Consider the following 17,153-nt stretch of genomic DNA (forward strand, 5'->3'; position numbering starts at 1 on the left):
TCACATTGCCGCTTTCTGAACGGTGCCAGAATGACTCTGGATCAGTTGGCTGACAACCTGCTCGGCGTCGCCTACCCCCTCGTTTCCACTGCTACGGCTGGCCACGCGCTCCCGAAGACGAGCCACGACATCGCCAATGGTCGTGCCATCGCTGATACCGCTCAGTGGTATGTCGAAACCGGTCTTCTGCTGAAAGCTCATGCCGAGTTCCATCGCCATCAGGCTGTCAAGCCCGATGTCCTTGAGCACCTTTTCCGGTGTGATTCCATCTTCGGTGATGCGCAGGATCGCTGCGATTTCGGCAGCCACCAGCTTATGGAGGAGAGCCTGCGCTTCATCTGCAGACTTGCCGGCGATCATCGCCTCAAGGTCAATGGTTTCGTTGTCATTGACCGCCTGGCTGCTTCCTGCCTGGCGCATGATCGTCTCGAAAAGCGACTTTCCGGCAATTGGCAGAAGGCGCGCCGCGCTCCAGTCAACCTCGGCGATCATGACGGTCGCACCCTCGATACGGCCCTGGTCGGCAAGCATGTAGCGCTCGACCTGCTCAAGCGCATCGCTCGCTTTCAAGGCCGACTTGCCGATGCGCTTCGAAAGCACCTCGTTCACCTCCGCGTTACGCGCCAGGTAGCCCTTGTCTGCAATCGCGCCGAAGCCGACCGCCAGACCGGCAAGTCCGGCTGCGCGACGCTGGCGCGCCAAACCTTCGAGGTAGCCGTTGGCTGCGACATAATTCGCCTGACCTGGATTGCCGAGCATCGTCGTCGCAGACGAGAACAACAGGAAGAGGTCGAGGTCGTCATCTGCCGTCAACCGGTGGAGGATTTCCGCGCCCTTGACCTTTACGTCGACGACGGGCCGGTTGCGTTCTGCCGTGAGGTTCGAAAGCAGGGCATCGTCAAGCACCATGGCTGCATGGACGATCCCCTTCAGCGGCGCCTTGGTGCGCAATTCGCCAAGCAGGTCGGCGACCGCCCTCTCCTCGGTGATGTCGCAAGCATGCACACTTGCCGTTACACCCCTCTTTGTCCATTCGGCGATCGACTTGCGGGTCTCGTCGTCGGCAACACCCTTCCGTGAACAGAGCGCGATCTTGCGGGCGCCTTTCGAAACCAGCCAGTTTGCGGTTGCAAGACCGAAGCCGCCGATGCCTCCTGCCACAAGGAATATGCCGTCAGAACTGAAGTGAAGCGCCTTGCCGGGTACCGGAAGGACCTTGTCCCTGCCGATCACCGGGGGACGGACGACGATCTTGCCGATGTGACCAGCATTCTGCATGAGACGGAATGCGCTGCTGATCTCCTCATAACCGAAAGCGCGATATGGAATTGGCACGAGTTTTCCAGCGGAGAACAACTCTCCGATTTCGGTAAAGATCCGCTTCGTGAGTTCCGGCACATTGACGAGAAGCTGATCGGCATCGATGCCGAAATAGCTGATATTGCGGCGGAACGGTCTCAGCCCGATCTTCCGGTCGGAATAATAGTCGCGCTTTCCAAGTTCCAGGAAGCGCCCGAACGGCTTCACGAGCTCCAGGCTGCGCTCCATGGCTTCGGAGAAGAGCGAGTTGAGAACCAGATCGACACCGGCGCCATCGGTAATCCGGCGGATATCGGTCACGAAGTCGAGGGAGCGCGAATCGAAGACATGATCGGCGCCAAGCGTTTCCAGGAAACGGCGCTTCTCAAGCGTTCCGGCGGTGGCAATGACCGTCGCGCCCTTCAGTTTTGCGATCTGCAAGGCGGCCAGGCCGACACCGCCTGCGGCACCATGGATCAGGATCGTCTCGCCGGGCTGAATGCGACCGAGCTCGACCATGGCGTAATAGGCCGTGAGGAACGCAACCGGCACGGTTGCCGCAGCGACCGTATCCATCCGTTCGGGTAGCCTGGTGACACCATCCCGGCGAACTCTCACATGCGTCGAGAAGGCGGCTGGGCCGATGCCCATCACCTTGTCGCCGGGCCTAAGATCGCTGACGCCCACGCCCGTTTCGACAACCCGTCCGGCAAACTCCATGCCGATCGTGGCGCCAGCAAAGCCGTCCTCCAGTGCTTCCTCGGGGAGCAGGCCCATCGCCCACATGACATCGCGGAAGTTGAGACCCGTTGCTTCGACGGCAACGACGATCTCACCGTCGGCAGCAGACAGTACTTCACACGCTTCCCAGGCAACACTGTCGAGGCGTCCGGCCGAATGCTGGCGGATCGTGGCAGCGGCATACCCGCCGGTCATCCGGGCCGAGGACGCTGAAGGCCCGGTAACAGCGCGCAGTTCACGGACCTCGCCGGTTTCCGCATCGAGCAGCCATTCGCGGTTTGCCCCTTGTGATGCGAAGATCGTATTCACGATGCCTGAAACGCGTTGATCGCCGGGTTCCGCATCGAGCATGTGAACGTCCAGGAATTCATATTCATTCTGCAGGACACGGGCAAAGGCCCAAAGTCCGGAGTTTGCACCGTCGGTCCGATCACGGGAAAGCGGCGATCCGCCGGGCGCGATCAGAAGAAGCTGCGGCCGGCTGTTTGCGGCAGGCTCGCCGGATTGCATGTAGGCGGCAAGCGCTTCTGCAAAAGCCGTAAATGTGACGAGCCGATCCTGTGACAGCTTGGATGGATCTTCGTTCAATGCGCGCTCGGCATAATAGACTGCACGCACCGGCTGGCCCGCAAGTTTGGAGAACGCTTCAGCATAAGCCGGCTTCGGCTCGTTCGCCGAAACGGATATTGTTGCCATCCGCCAGAAGTCCAAGGTGTGGCTCGAGCCTTCGCCGATCACAAGTAGCGGGCCATTGCCAGCCTCGGCGGCCAACGACTTTTCTGTCACCACCTTCGGCTGAGCGATCAGCGAAAGGAGCCTGCCTTCCGGATACTCGGCTTCCTCGACACTTGCGTCCGCAAATCCAAGCGAATGTGCGAGATCCTCAATCTGCCGGGCGGTGCCCAGCTTTCCGATCGGAAACTCCGGAGACTGACTGCCTGCAAACCAACCGTCCGACAGGCCGAATACGAAGTCGTTGAAAACGGAAGGCGCTCGGTCGGCAAGGACGAGCGCCGCACCGTGAGCGGCTGCCTTGCGCACGGCCGACTGGAGCGCCTCGTCGCTGGAAAGATACTGCTGGCTCTGATCGCCCGCAGCGACAACCAGATCGGCCGCGGCATCATCGCCGAGCTTATCGGGGTCGGCGACAACGACATATGCACTGTCTTCGAATGCGAGTTCAAGCGCCCGCCGGATATTTTCACGCGGTTCGGCAATGACGAGCAAAGCGCCGTGTTCGGCTGCCGCCAGGGCAAGCTTGCGGCTAAAGGCGGCCGAGATCGACCCAACTTCCAGAATCCGACGGACACCGCCTTTTTTCGCTTTCAGCACACCATCGACCATGCCGCTTACGACGGAAAGTCGTTGCAAGCTCAACGGCGAATGGACGAGAACATGCTCCAGCGTCGCTTCGCTGACCGACTTCGAAGAAGGAACGTCGGCGCCGTGCTTGAGGGCCGCGATCTTCTCGAGAGCATCGCGATGCGCATCGTTGATGAGGACGGCTTCCGCGATACGGCCGGCATCCTCACCATAGAGTTCCCGCAGAACCTCCTCGACCGGCGGCAGCGTGAATTCGGTCGCAACGGTCCATTTTCCATCATCGGAAGAGGCAATGCCCGCGTCTTCAAGGCTGAAGAGGCAGCTGGTGAGGAAAGATCGGAACGCGGCATCGCCGGGAAGGCTGCCAATCGGAAGCGAACCATCCTTTGCCGCGAGCGCAATCGCGATCTCATGGCATGCGCGATAGACGGCAGCGTCAAGCAGAAGGGTTGCGTTATTCAGCGCAACGTCCGAGGCACCGGCAAGGACCGGAAGCGCATGAATGTCGGATGTCGCGGCAAAAAGCGCGGACGGGACGCTCTCATAGTGAAAGGCGACGGAATCCAGCGTGTGGTGACGCCTAAGATACGTCCGGCGGAAGCGGCAATCGTCGAATGCCGCAACTTGCGTGCCGGCATCGTCGAACATCCGGAAACGCACCTTGATCGAATTCTGGCTGAACCTCTCGATCCCGATCGTCGCCTTGACGACTGGCCGTTCGGAACGCCTGACGCGCACGGAGCCGAAACGCACAGGGATATAGGGCGCGCCTGCCTGATCGCCGGACAGCTGATCGAAAAGAGCCACCAGACCGTGAAACGCTGCATCGACCGACATCGGATTCAGATTGTAGGTCAGGTAAGGGTGAGCAGCCTTTTGTGCCGTCTTGAGATCGACCTCTATCAGACCGTGGCCGAAAGCGACGGCCTTCGACAACAGCCTGAAATGCGGACCATATTGCAGGCCGAAGCGCTCAGCTGTCTCATATGTCTTTTCGGCCGTCAGAACCGATTTGACTTCGCCAGCAACGGGGGCTGCGCGCTCATCGGCCACGGCATCGATTGTCTTGCGCACCCGGGCTACGGCATGAACGGTCCAGTCGTCGTTGCTCAACCGTTCGCGCGAGCGGATTTCGATGTTGCCGGTTTCGGGAGAAAGGACTGTCGAAAGTTCGGCGATACGATCCTGCCGCAGTTCCAGCGGCCGCACGATCTCCAGATTTCCGATTTCGACCTCGTCCGTATCGTAATATTGCTGCGCAGCTGTTACGGCAATCTCGATGAAGCCGCTGCCAGGCATGATCGCCTTTGAATCCACGACATGCTCTGCAAGGTCCGGCAGCAGGTTGGCGTCGACATGGTTCTTCCAGCTCGATGCGTTCGGATCGGTTCGCCAGCCGAGCAGCGTATAAGGCACACGCTGATCGCGGCCGAAGATGTCGATCTCGTCGCTCGTCGGCTGTGGACGCAACTCAACATTCTCGAATGGCAACGGCGGAAGTTGAATGAAGGCATTGCGACCGGCGGCGTTGCGCGAGCGAAGCGGCGATACGCCATGAGCCACAGCACGCGCGAATGACTGGGCGACTGGATCGCGGCCGGTCCCGCTTTCACGCGCGAGCGTCGGGATTACGGCCGCTTGATGAGAAATGCTCTTTGCGATGTCCGTCACATAGTTCGAAAGAATTGGGCGCGGCGAGATTTCGATGAAAAGGTTGCACCCCATCTCCATCGCGGCTTCACAAGCGTCCTTGAACAGCACCGGGTCGCGCACGTTGCGCCACCAATAAGCCGTGTCCAGCGTCTGGCCATCCGCATGGCGGCCCGTGACGGTGGAAATGAATGTGCCAGTGCCGGCATCTGGCTCGAGATCCGGCAGATCGTCGAAGAATGCATCCTTTGCCCGATCGATGATCGGATGATGGAACGGATAATTGATATCGAGCACATGCGCGACGATCTGCGCCTTGCGGGCGGCGTCGCGGAAGGCTTGGACCTCGTCTGATGGGCCAGAAATCGTCACCGAATTCGGCGCGTTGATGGCTGCGATGCAGATATTGTCGAAGCCGTTCGCCTTTGCGAAGGCAAGCGCGGCATCCGCGCTCATGACGACCGCTGCCATCTTGCCTTCGCCGGCGAGCAGGTCCTGATGCTGCGAACGCTTGGCGACGATCGCCACAGCTTCCGCGGCCGTCAGCACCTTGGCTGCGTAGGCAGCGGCAATTTCGCCGACTGAGTGACCAAAAACCGCATCGGGTCTCAGGCCCTGCGCCGAGAGACAGTCGGTCAACGCCGCCTGAACCGCAAACAACATCGGCTGAGCGATCTTGGTGTCCGCGAGCCGCTCCGGCAGGTCTTTGGAAAAAAGCAGATCGGTCAGCTTTTCGCCGAGATAATATTCAAAGAGAGCGCTGAAGGACTGGAAGCACTGGCGGAAATGGGCGTTTTCGCGATAGGCGTCCACGCCCATGCCCGGCCATTGCGAGCCGTTTCCGGCAAAGACAAATGCAACCCGCACGCCTTGACCAGGAACCTCGCCATGCTCACCAGCCGTCGGCTCACCTGCCAGATGAGCACTGATTGCCGCCAGCACTCCGTCGCTGTCTTTCGCTTTGACAGCAAACCGGTGTCGCATTGCCTCACGGTTCGCCACCGCGGAAGCGACAAGCTGGCGCGCCTCTCTCGTTGCGGCCTGCTCCAGACGCTGCTTATAGTCATCAAGCAGACCCTCAAGCGCCGAGGCGCTATGGGCGCTTGCCATGAAGATGACGCGATCACCCTTTGCTTGCGGCTCAGGCGGTGCGACAGGATCCGGATCGCTGATCACGACATGGGCGTTCGTGCCGCCAAAGCCGAATGAGTTTACGCCTGCAAAGCGCGGGGTTTTCGCAGGCATCAGCTCGATCGGAGAGGTGTTGACGCGAACGTTCAGATCCTCGAAATCGATGTCTTCGTTGGTCCGCTCGATATGAAGCGTTGCCGGCAGGAAATTGTTTTCAAGCGCAATGACTGCCTTCAGAAGACCGAAGAGGCCGGAGGCTGGTTCGGTATGACCGATATTCGATTTGATGGAGCCAATCGGAACTGGCGCCCGGCGGTTCTTGCCGATGACGCTGCCGATGGCCCAGACTTCAGCGGGATCGCCGACGCGGGTGCCGGTACCATGGCCTTCTATGAAGGCGACGCGGTTCACATCGATATTGGCGCCTTCGTAAACCGACTTGAGGAGGGCAGCCTGCGCCTCCCGCGACGGCAGGGAAATGCCGTTGGTACGGCCTGAAGAATTGACGCCGGTTGCATGAAGGCGGGCGTAGCTGCGGTCCCTTTCGCGCAGGGCCTTGTCCGTGCGGCGAAGCACAAGCACGACGCCCCCTTCGGCACGCACATAGCCATGGCCGTTCGTGTCATAGGCGCGGCACAAGCCTTCCGGCGACAGCATACGTGCCTGCGCAAAGCCGACGAAGGACAGCGGATGCGCCAAAAGATTGATCCCGCCCACGATTGCCGTATCGATGTCGCCTCGATCGAGCGCGCGCACGGCCTGGTCGAGCGCCACCAGCGACGACGAACAGGCCGTGTCAATCGTCATACTTGGACCACGCAGCCCGAAGATATGCGAAATGCGGTTCGAAACGATCGAAAGCGTATTGCCCGTCATGAAATAAGGGCTGCCGGTCGCCGGATCCTCGACGGCCAGGTTGCCGTTATCCAGGCTTGATGCACCGACATAGACCCCCACCTGCTCGCCACTCAGGGAAGCCGCAGGAAGATTGGCGTCCTCCAGCGCACGCCAGACAAGGCTCAGCAATATCCGCTGCTGCGGATCCATCTGCATCGCTTCGCGCTGGGAAAGACCGAAAACAGCCGGATCGAAATGATAGACGTCCGTAAGAACGCCGGCGGCAAACGTGTAGGTCTTGCCCTGGATGCCTTGATGCGGGTGCCAATAGCGGGCGAGCTGCCAGCGCTCGGCAGGGATTTCGCTGACGGTGCACTTCCCGTCCTCGAGAATTTGCCGCAGTTCATCCACGGAAGAAGCGCCTGGAGCAACGCTTGCGCGCCCAATAATCTCAATCGTCATGTTCACCCGGTGTCGTTAAGGCGGTAGTCGGCAGAGGGCGGATATCAATGCCAGCTAAAGTTCACATCATAAAAGATACGGCTTGTCACCCGAAAAAATCGCATCTGTGGTTGTATTCCCATAACTTTCAATAACAACCGTAACCGACTGTAAACAAAGGAAGGAGCCCCATCATTTCCTGATGGAACCCCTTTCAAAAGCATAGCAACGATCAGAAACTGGAACTAATCGTTCATGTTGTTGTATATTCCAGCGCTCTGCGCGGCAATACCGACCGGTTGGCCCACAATTCCCAGGAACATACGAATATCGACGGCAGGATGGCGCGAGATGTAGATAACGTCGCGATTCTTGACCGGGAAGGTCTGTCCGACGATCAGGCTATCCGGATGACTCATGTCGAAACGGTAAACGATCGGATAGCGGCCCACGCTGTCTGGGGCCAATCCCTTGTTCAGCAGCTCATGGAACCGCTTGGTGCCAAGCAGGCTCATGACGACATCGGGTTCCTCATAGCGGAACAGGAAATATCCTTTTGCGTCCGTCGCCAGATCATTGCCGCCTCGACCAAGCGCGACCGCCTCCAGCAGATTGAGATCGTTTGCGCCGAAATTGATACGAGCGTTAAGATTGGCGGAGCCGAGGATTGTAAACGTTCGCGGGTCCTTCGACACGAAAATCCGGTCGCCGGGCTGGACGTAAATGTCTTCCGATGGATTTTCGATGATCGACTTCAGGAGCGCCGTGCCGGTTTTCTTGCCGCGGACGAGCGTAACATAGGCTTCGTAGGGCTGCGCCTGAGAGCCACCTGCCTTGGCGAGCACCTCGGTGATCTTCTCGCTTACGAGACTCAAAGGCACCTGGGACGGCTTGCCGACCTCACCGGACACCGTGACATTTCGGGATGCGGTGCTGACACTCGTCACGATCACGTCCGGCTCGACGGCTTTGTTCGCCAGCGACGCAAGAATTGCCTTACGAGCTTCCTCGAGCGTCTTGCCCTCGAACTGGACCGATCCAGCATAGGGAATTGCGGCCATACCATCCGGCTGAACTACGATATCGAGGTTCGTCTGCTTCGATTCCGTCGTCGAGAAGAGCCCGTCGCTGCCTGCTTCGAAAATCGTAACCTTTAGGTGATCCCCAACGCCGATCACCACGCGACCCACGCCACCGCCAATACCGAAACGGCGATTGAGAGCAGTCGCCACATAGTTGGAAACAAGAGTGGCAGAACGGCTGTCAACGTCGACAATATCGAAAACGGCGGCATTACGGCGGCCGACTTCTGCGGCGGAACGTCCGGCGTCCTTGTTTATAGTATCAGCAAGAGGTCCTTGCGCAGGCAGCCCCTGGCAGCCCGCCAAGGCAAGGCAGATCAACACAATACTCGATCGAACCAATTGATTTCCCTCGATATCGGCGATGACATTGATCCTCGATGCCACAGCCGACCTATTTGCAAAAGATTCTAATTGGCACCTGCAAAGCACACTGAACGTCTCACAACAAGCCAATTGGCGGACCGATCCCTAAAAAAATCACAGCTGCGTTATCAATGCCATAGTGCAGTAAGGGCTCAACCACGCTCCCGCGAGCAGCCCCAGCGAACTATCTACAATTTGAGTTAAAGGCGCTTAAACGGGCCACGGCGTGAATCGATGCATGTGCCTAACTTCCTCGCGGGATTGCTGAAACAACGCTGCGGGAGATTTATCCGCTAGATTTCGTGAAGAGGGACCTTGGGCCGCCGATCTGGCAGAATATACCCGTTCCAGCGTCCGCACCCCATCTTCTCCGCGGCTGCGGTAGCGGGGATCAAAAACCGACACGCAGTGCAAGAAGATATCGACCATCGTCAACACCCGCAGTTTCTTGCCAGTGGCACAGTGGCAAGCTGGTCGTGAACGAAGTCCATCGCCCAGAGGTCTGCCGCGACGCTTGCGCTTCGGAGGGTCTTGTTGGGCTTCAGAATGACAGCCATCTGGCCGAAACTGCGATACCTTCTCTTCCGCTCCTTTGAGCCCGGAAAGCAAGGGGAACCTCATAACGAGCAGTTTTCAAGGGTTCAGATCGGTGTCAATCGACCTTGGCACTGGTGCGCGTGGGGCACTTTCACGACTTTGTGGCAATCGTGCATATGATCTGCTTTGGATTGTTTCGGCGACACTCGACATTGCAAATGACAGATGAGGATGAGAAGCGCCAGAAAAGGGCAAGCCATCCGGAAGGCGGCATCACGGTGAGATGACTATGCCCGTCGTCATAACATGCGATGATGTGGTGCTGTGCCTTTGCGGCAGCCGAAAATTTCGCGATGAGCGGCGGAAGATCATCCGGTGGGAAATGCTCCAATACGTCGGCGGAGCACAGAACATCAACATCCGGGATATCGGTTTTCCGAATATCACCTTGGATGAACCTGACGTTTTCCGGAAGATCTGTCAGAGATGGGGACCGCGCCCAATCGAAGGCGTAGACCTTTCTGATTCTGTCCGCGACCAATTTTGTGAACTGTCCGTTGCCACAGCCGATTTCGGCGATGGAGCGCCCTTTGGAAAGCTTGAGGATTTGAGCTTCTTCCGAGATAAGCCAGTTGTTCTCCTGGTACGCTCTGTCGTCATCGTGGAGGTGCTGGTAGTATTCGGCGCTGAGGTCCACGCTTAACCGTGGTCTTCGCACGATCGAAGCGTCGATGTAGGTTTCTGGCTTTTCTACCCTGACGCCGGAAGCATGCAAAAGCTTAGCGTGTCGTGTCTCAGATGTGATAAGAGCCGCTGCATAAGCGGCTCCTTGCGTCGTGTTTTCCATGCCCCCTCAGCTTCTAGCGGCTCTATCGGCTCGCATTTGAAGTATAATATCGATTATCTTCTCGATCTCGACCAGCGCTCCCGAGCTGGCGTCGACATATATAGATTGCTTTATACACGAGACATAGAAGATTTCTTCAATAGAACGGCGCATGGTTCGACGACTGATCGGCATTCGGTCGTCGGTTAGCCCCCAGCCCGAGAAGAACGGGATGCCAAAAGTAACGACACGCTTGTTGCGCATCAAAGCTTCAAAGCCGACCTGAGACGAAACGGTGTAGACAGCCTCGCATTGATCGATAATGGCGCCGATCGAAACATCATCCGGAAGGACGGTGACTGCAGAACGTGTTCGGTCACGGTATGAGTTCATATTGCGGTAAATACTGTCAGGATGTCGCTTGAAGTACACCGGCTTGCCGGGATTATCTCGGATGGCAGCATCGAGCATATCTGCGAACGTCTGATCGGTCGCGCCGGAGAACTCGATAGAGGCATCGCCCTTCTTTTGGTCGATTATCAGGACAGCGTCTCGCTCAAGGTGATACGGCGCGCTGTCGATGTATCGGTTATATTTTGTGATGCGCTCGGCGCAAATGCGAGAAATGGCCGCTCTGGCGCGACTTGTCTCGGCCTCAGTAAGAACGAAGGAAGGATCGTTCAGCGTCCGCTCTATGCGAGACGGCTGCCGAGCATCGAAGTAGTAGCCCATATCGTCAATCATGAAGCCAAGCGCTCTACGCTCGTTTAGCGTGGCGTCCGCGTCGAAATATGAGGAGAACGCGCCAAACAGGGCAACTTCGACAAAATAGAGAGGCCTATCGTAGAGATAGGCCGATCTGATGCAATCCCAGAACATCGTTTGGTTGATGCGCTGCGAGAGCAGGAAAACGGCGTCGGGCGCCCGATCCTTGAAGAACGAGAATTTGGCAGTCTTCATGGCGGTCTTGATGTTTTCGGCGTATCCGCCGTCCATGTCGCTCTTGTTGACGTTGGACAGGATCTGGCTGTTTGGCGCTAAGCTACCAATTGTTTCTCCAGCGCTAAATGTGTTCGGTAGGTTGCGGGCACGTTCGACCAGGATCGACTTGAGCTCGACCGCGGACCCCGGCGCTGTTCCAGGGCTTGCGCGACCTACATTCTCGATCGCGGTGACGCGCTTGTTGAGTTTGTTGACATCAAGCCTGGTTCGACGCAGTCGCGCGATGCTGATTGCCGTCCCCGGGATGTATTTCGCGAAGAAATGCCGTAGCGGGCTCATAGGCTCAGGATTCTTCGTCCCTGGCTTCTTAGCCCCCCCTCCATACGGTTGTGGTTTGCTTATCTCCGCCGCATAAGGCGTCAGTGCAAGATATTTGAACCACTTGTCTGACTCCGGATGCTCGAGCGACATCCATGGCTTACGAGCGAGAGTATAATGTATCAACGACGGAGAAGATATTGCCTTAGCGGCTTCTGTTGCATCCATCGCGTTCTGGGAGCCAACGAAGCTATCGATCCAATTCGGCGCGAACATAGAACCGTGAACGTTCCACTTCACTGGCACATAGCGGATCGCATCGAAGAACAGCTCGGCGATGATCTGCTGATCGCCTAGGGTGAGACGATAACGGTTCGCCTCAAGATACCTTTCGACAAGGCCATCGAAGCGGATGCGCCGCATTGCATCGATATTCACCAGCATCACGCCGGCATTGATATGCCGGCCGCTGGCAGGGATGCCAAAACGCTTATTATAAGTTGTTGAGATGCTGTCTTCCACGCCAGCAAAAACGGCCCCGTCGAACTTTTCGTCAAAGAGACTGTCGATCGAATCGAGAATGATCAGGTCGCTATCGAGGTAAAGGACTTTATGCACGTCCTTTGGCAGTAGCTTGTGCATCAGGAGCCGGTAATAGGTAGCGATAGATATGCCGGCCGACGTGCGGATGTTTGCAAACTGCGATGCATCGACATCGATCTCGTGGAAGTCGAAACCATGGATTTCTTTAAGTGCGGTGAACTTGGCAACGTGCTGATCGTCAAGCTTTTGATCCACCAGGAGGTAGACGTGGATAGCCTTGGAACCTTTGTAGTTTTTCAGGATTGAAGCCAGCGTCACGGCTGTGTACGGCAGGTAATTTCGGTCTGACGCGAATACCAGGTTCACCCGATCTGAACTCGGCTCATGAATCCCTGTGGCTCGCACACGTTCTATCGACACATCGTGCAGTGGTGAATACATCTCTATCCCCCGGCGTATTTGCAAACTCAAGCCTCTTAGAGGCAGGCCGCGTCTGAGGGAAGTCAAAAACTCAACTTTCCAATACGGCAGCGTGTTCTAAAAAGTCGGTGACTCTCGGAGTAGCGCCTCGAAGCGCCGACAACTTAGGAGAATAGGGTCTCACCCCAGCTTGGATGTTTGCTTTTATCTTGGCTATCCCGGCGGCTATGTCGGCCACATCGACGCCGTCCATAACACTGAGATCATATTTCCACCATTCTAGTCGTTGCAGGTCAAAACGTTGCAGTTCGTCGAATCGCCACCGCAAGACCTTCGCTGGAACGCCGCCAACAATGGAGTACGGCTCTACGTCTTTCGTGACGACCGAGGAAGCAGCGATGATCGCGCCGTCGCCAATTCTGCAGCCTCGCATAATGGTTACGCCACGCCCTATCCAGACGTCGTTTCCGATCGAAATTCTGTGTAAATTTTTGGAGGCGATCCATTTCGCCTGGGCCGCAGCCGCCAAGGATTCGTTCCGATCCCAATAGCGTCTGACCTGTTCGGAAGGAAAGGTGTTAATGGCGTTATATTCGAAAATGATATGTGCGGAGAGATGGTCGCCTGGATGCTGGGGTATGCCGAATTGTGCCCCCGGGCCAATCATGCAGAAGCGACCAATGCTCTCCACATGTCGAATCACCGAGTTTTCGCCACCGAGGAACGTGTAAGCGCCGATCCGCCGGATGTCATATGATCCAGCTCTAATTTCGACGGGTTCTTCTACGACAATCTTAGAGCATCCAAACCTAAGCTTAACGTCCCCCACAAGGCGGACGGTCTCTTTACCTGCTTCAGTCATTCATGGTCTCGGTCAAAAACTACCGGATCACCATGCCTATTGCGACACTAAATTTCAATTGCCAAACCACTCGCTCAATGCGGCAGGCTTTTGTTTTTCAGTACCTGAGATTTCATCTTGAGCGTCATTAGAAGCGCCGCAACGCGTCCGGGAGGCGTCGAGACCGCGAACATCGGATCCCTTCTCCTTCTGCTCGACGGCTCCGGAGGGACAACGAGGCTAAGCGACCGTGAACACAGGCTGGTTGGCCAAAATGGCGTCCCTTTCGTGAGCGCGACGAACAGCCCACGGCTTTCAGCGTTGACGGCATCGCAACAGCACCCTTTGTCAGAGCTTCTGCTTTGCCCGCTTCGGCATGAAGTAGGTTCGGATATTGACAAGTGCTTCGGCGACGTCCGCAGCATCCTGGCGGGTTGCTTTGTGTTTTGCGTCGCCGAGCTTGCGGATGGGCGCGATGATGTCGCCAGTGACGGCATGACCTCGAAGGACGGGCTGCCAAAGCCTCGGCGCGTATTGTGTTCCCAGCAGAAAGCAGAGGTCCCAATCGAATGGATCAAAGGTCTGGTCATCGATCCTGGTGAACCTGGGCCGGTGGTCTTTCGGCGTTTCGGCAAGGCTTGCGGAGATGCGGTTATACTCCGCAACGATCGTCTGCACGGCCCGATGTTCTGTTGTTTCCATCGGCAGGTTCAGGGCATCCGGGCCAGTCAGCTCCGGGATCCATTGACGCGGGTCGATGAACCTTGGGCCGATGATGAGGGCCGTAAGATAGCCATCGAGACCGCTCATTGACCAAATCGGCGATGCTGGACGACGTCCCCTGATAAACGCCTCGAACGCCTCATCATCAAGCTTCGGTCGTGCGGTCGTCATGCCCTGGCTGTTGTGCGTCATGCCGCCCGTCGCTCCTGCTCTGTCATCGCCTCGCGCTCAGCCTTCCAGTTCCACGGCAGGAGACTTTCCATCTCGCTGGCTTTCACTTTGCCCGCGACGATGCGTTCCAGCACATCGGCAAGCCAGACCTCGGGGTCCACACCATTCAGTTTACAGGTGTTGACGAGCGATGCCAGGACCGCGAAGGTCTTGCCACCCCGCTCGCTGCCCACAAACAACGAGTTCTTTCTCGTCAGGGCCACGGATTTCATCGAACGCTCGACCACGTTGGAGTCCACTTCGATCCGGCCATCCTCCAGGAAAGCTGCCAGTCCGCTCCAGTGGTTGAGCGTGTAGGTGACGGCCTTGCCAAGCGCCGATTTCGACGACACCTCGTCGCTCAATTCGGTGATCTGGGCCTTCAGTTCTCTCATGACAGGAGCTGCCTCGCGGCGCCTCACTACGAGCCGGGTATCGGCACTTTCGCCGCGCAGTCTCGCTTCGATGCGATAGATCTCGGCAATCCTGGCAAGGATCGACAGAGCCTCCGAGGAGCCGGTGAGCTTGACGACATCGACGAACTTGCGCCGGGCATGGGCAAGGCAGAAGGCCAGCCGCATGGGAGCGACATTGCTCTTCCCCCGGCGCTTGGCCATGGTTTTATAGGCTTGGTACCCATCAACTTGAAGCACGCCGGTAAACGACGACAATTGCCCCTCGACTTCGCGAGCGCCGCGGCTTTCGGCAAAGATATAGGCAACGGCCGGCGGCGCCGGACCATTCCACGGCCGGTCGTCGATTGCCTGGGCCCATAACTGGCACACCTTGGTTCGCTTGCGCCCCGGATCGAGCCGCGGAAGCGGCGTCTCGTCACAGAACACCCTCGGCTGGGAGCGGATGAAGGCGGTGAGCGCATCGTAGAGAAGTTCAAGCCACCAGGCGACCCGCGTGACCCAGGCGCCGAGGGTGCCGCGATCGATGATCACGCCGCAGGAGGCAAGCATCTGCGCTTGGCGATGGAGCGGCAGATGCCAGGCGAACTTCGAAACGGCGACATGAGCGGCAAAGGCGGTGGTCACCATGCCGCCATCCATCACGCGCGCCGGCGCGGGCGCTTGCACAATGACGCTCTCGCAGGCCCGGCATGCATAGCGCGGACGGATCGTCCGTTTGACCCGGACAACCGCGGGCACGATGTCGAGCGCCTCGCTGACATCCGTGCCGATGCAATGAAGCTCGAATGAGCAGCAGGGGCAGACTTTGCTCTCCGGTTCGATGATCTCGTCATAACGCGGAAGGTGTTTGGGCAAACGGCCGATATTGCGAGCTGGCGATCGCCGTGCCTGCGTCTTGTCCTCGGCGACGGGCGCGACATCGTCATTGGCAGCAACGGGAATGTCGCCGAGATCGCCAAGGTCGAGCATTGCCTGCGTCGGATCGATGATCGTCATCTTCTCCGATTTCGTCCCGAAGAGCTGGCGCTCAAGGAAGGCCACGCGCGCTTTGAGATCGGCATTCTCTTCATCGAGCGAGAGAATGATCCGGGTCAATTGCGCAGCATCCTGGGGCAAGGGATCGGGTCGAAGCGGCATGGCAGACCCTACCATATGAGCCTGAATCTTCAAGCAAAACCAATAGGATCAGCCTGCTTTCGTCGGCCTTTTTACCGGGTTTCGCTTGACCCGCGTCCAGTCAATTCCGGCCAGCAATAGCGAGAACTCTTGGCTACTCATCTGCATCGCGCCATCGCGGACCGGTGGCCAAACGAACTTCCCGCCTTCCAACCATTTCGTCGCCAGGATCATGCCTGATCCGTCCCAATAAATGCAGCGAAGTCGATCGCAACGCTTGGCGCGGAACACGAACACGTCGCCGCAGTAAGGATCGGCCGCAAGCGCTGACGCCACCAAGGCCACCAAGCCATTCATGCCGCGCCGGAAGTCGACAGGCTGCGTCGCCACCATGATCTTCACGCCATTTGGCGAAACTCCGATCACCGGCGCCCTCGCAACGCCGCTACTACCGCCTGCGCCAACTCGGGCGCCACTGCGCCGATAACGCTCAGCCGCGCCCCGGCAATCTCGATCTCAATCCGACCGGCGGCGACGTGGGCGACATCCGACGGCGATTCCTGGCGTGACGTTCGATCGCCAACCACCGTCACCGGCACGAACATCGCCTGCTGCGCGCAGGCCTTCGCGGTTCGTTGAGAGGTCAGCCCAGCGTCCCGACGCCAGACGTTCAGCAAGCCGCGATTGACGCCCCAGCGCCGGGCAACGGCCGAGATGTTCACGTCAGGTTCCGCGCTTTCCGCCAGGATCTGCGCCTTCTCCTCGTCAGTCCAATTCCGCCGCTGCCGCCGACCGGTGATCACCTCGATCCGACGATACTTTCCCTCATGCCTGGCTTCATGCATGCCTTCATCCATGACTTCAAGCATGGCATCAGCGCGATCTCCAACCATTCCATTCCGCTCCTATCGATGAAGGAGCTTATCTCGCGGGCTCTACCAACAAAGAAAAGGTGGGCTGTTCGTCGCGCTCACTCCCTTTCTTTGCCCCGGCCAACATGCGATGCGAGAAATTACAGCTTTCGTACCGTGGCGGTGATCATATTCATGACTCCGAAACGCCCGCCACGGTCGAATGGTGCGCTGTCTACCTTCGCGTATGTTTCAAATTCGCCAAACTCCACGGTCTCTGAACAAGACTTGTTCCAGCATCGAATCGCCGTGTCGGTTTTCTTAGTGATGTTCCATTGGTGGAAGCCTCTGTAATTCTCGGCCTCTGCCTCATTCTCAAAGTGGATGAGCTTTGCGATACCGCCGGGCCTCAACGTTTTGACAATCTCGGCCATGGAGATGTGTGGCGCAAATCCATGATCAAGCATCGCATGCCTCTCCTTTTAGTTTTCCCACAGGACGCGCAGTCGGTGAAGCGGCTTCACCGAAAGAATGGGAGGA

The 17,153-nt window shown here is 57.9% G+C and carries 9 protein-coding genes and 1 pseudogene; all 10 read right to left on the reverse strand.

Annotation, left to right across the window (positions count from 1 at the left end):
- Nucleotides 1-7,443: a type I polyketide synthase gene (locus tag AM571_RS15435; RefSeq protein WP_074062167.1), complete on the reverse strand. Its 7,443-nt coding sequence runs from the start codon at nt 7,441-7,443 to the stop codon at nt 1-3.
- 224 nt (nt 7,444-7,667) lie between these two features.
- Nucleotides 7,668-8,846: a polysaccharide biosynthesis/export family protein gene (locus AM571_RS15440; RefSeq protein ID WP_074063274.1), complete on the reverse strand. Its 1,179-nt coding sequence runs from the start codon at nt 8,844-8,846 to the stop codon at nt 7,668-7,670.
- 712 nt (nt 8,847-9,558) lie between these two features.
- Entirely contained in the window at nt 9,559-10,254 is a 696-nt protein-coding gene (locus tag AM571_RS15445; protein WP_074062168.1) for a class I SAM-dependent methyltransferase, read from the reverse strand.
- A 6-nt stretch (nt 10,255-10,260) separates the two neighbouring features.
- Nucleotides 10,261-12,477, reverse strand: a complete 2,217-nt coding sequence (locus AM571_RS15450; protein ID WP_081377095.1) for a glycosyltransferase — start codon at nt 12,475-12,477, stop codon at nt 10,261-10,263.
- Between the two features lie 312 nt (nt 12,478-12,789).
- Nucleotides 12,790-12,931: pseudogene (locus AM571_RS38370) on the reverse strand (acetyltransferase); the annotation flags it as partial.
- A gap of 714 nt (nt 12,932-13,645) precedes the next feature.
- The gene (locus tag AM571_RS15460; protein ID WP_064697834.1) at nt 13,646-14,212 is read right to left on the reverse strand and encodes a UPF0149 family protein; all 567 of its coding nucleotides are present in this window, start codon (nt 14,210-14,212) and stop codon (nt 13,646-13,648) included.
- Nucleotides 14,209-15,783, reverse strand: coding sequence for an IS66 family transposase (gene tnpC, locus AM571_RS15465; RefSeq protein WP_074061610.1), 1,575 nt, complete (start codon nt 15,781-15,783; stop codon nt 14,209-14,211). The genes AM571_RS15460 and tnpC overlap by 4 nt, the downstream gene beginning before the upstream one ends.
- Nucleotides 15,784-15,831: 48 nt before the next feature.
- The gene (gene tnpB, locus AM571_RS15470) at nt 15,832-16,188 is read right to left on the reverse strand and encodes an IS66 family insertion sequence element accessory protein TnpB (RefSeq protein ID WP_064697832.1); all 357 of its coding nucleotides are present in this window, start codon (nt 16,186-16,188) and stop codon (nt 15,832-15,834) included.
- Entirely contained in the window at nt 16,185-16,655 is a 471-nt protein-coding gene (gene tnpA / locus AM571_RS15475; RefSeq protein ID WP_074061609.1) for an IS66-like element accessory protein TnpA, read from the reverse strand. Before tnpA ends, tnpB begins: the two co-directional genes overlap by 4 nt.
- A 119-nt stretch (nt 16,656-16,774) precedes the next feature.
- A complete protein-coding gene (locus AM571_RS15480) occupies nt 16,775-17,080 on the reverse strand; it encodes a hypothetical protein (RefSeq protein ID WP_074062171.1) in 306 nt (101 codons plus the stop codon).
- Nucleotides 17,081-17,153: the final 73 nt, after the last annotated feature.

This window comes from Rhizobium etli 8C-3 (assembly GCF_001908375.1).
Classification (GTDB): domain Bacteria; phylum Pseudomonadota; class Alphaproteobacteria; order Rhizobiales; family Rhizobiaceae; genus Rhizobium; species Rhizobium etli_B.

Excerpts from the sequence above, each read along its gene's own strand:
- AM571_RS15435 (WP_074062167.1), bottom strand. The coding sequence starts at position 7,443 with ATGACGATTGAGATTATTGGGCGCGCAAGCGTTGCTCCAGGCGCTTCT.
- AM571_RS15445 (WP_074062168.1), bottom strand. The coding sequence starts at position 10,254 with ATGGAAAACACGACGCAAGGAGCCGCTTATGCAGCGGCTCTTATCACA.
- AM571_RS15450 (WP_081377095.1), bottom strand. The coding sequence starts at position 12,477 with ATGTATTCACCACTGCACGATGTGTCGATAGAACGTGTGCGAGCCACA.
- AM571_RS15460 (WP_064697834.1), bottom strand. The coding sequence starts at position 14,212 with ATGACGCACAACAGCCAGGGCATGACGACCGCACGACCGAAGCTTGAT.
- tnpC (WP_074061610.1), bottom strand. The coding sequence starts at position 15,783 with ATGCCGCTTCGACCCGATCCCTTGCCCCAGGATGCTGCGCAATTGACC.
- tnpA (WP_074061609.1), bottom strand. The coding sequence starts at position 16,655 with ATGGTTGGAGATCGCGCTGATGCCATGCTTGAAGTCATGGATGAAGGC.
- AM571_RS15480 (WP_074062171.1), bottom strand. The coding sequence starts at position 17,080 with ATGCTTGATCATGGATTTGCGCCACACATCTCCATGGCCGAGATTGTC.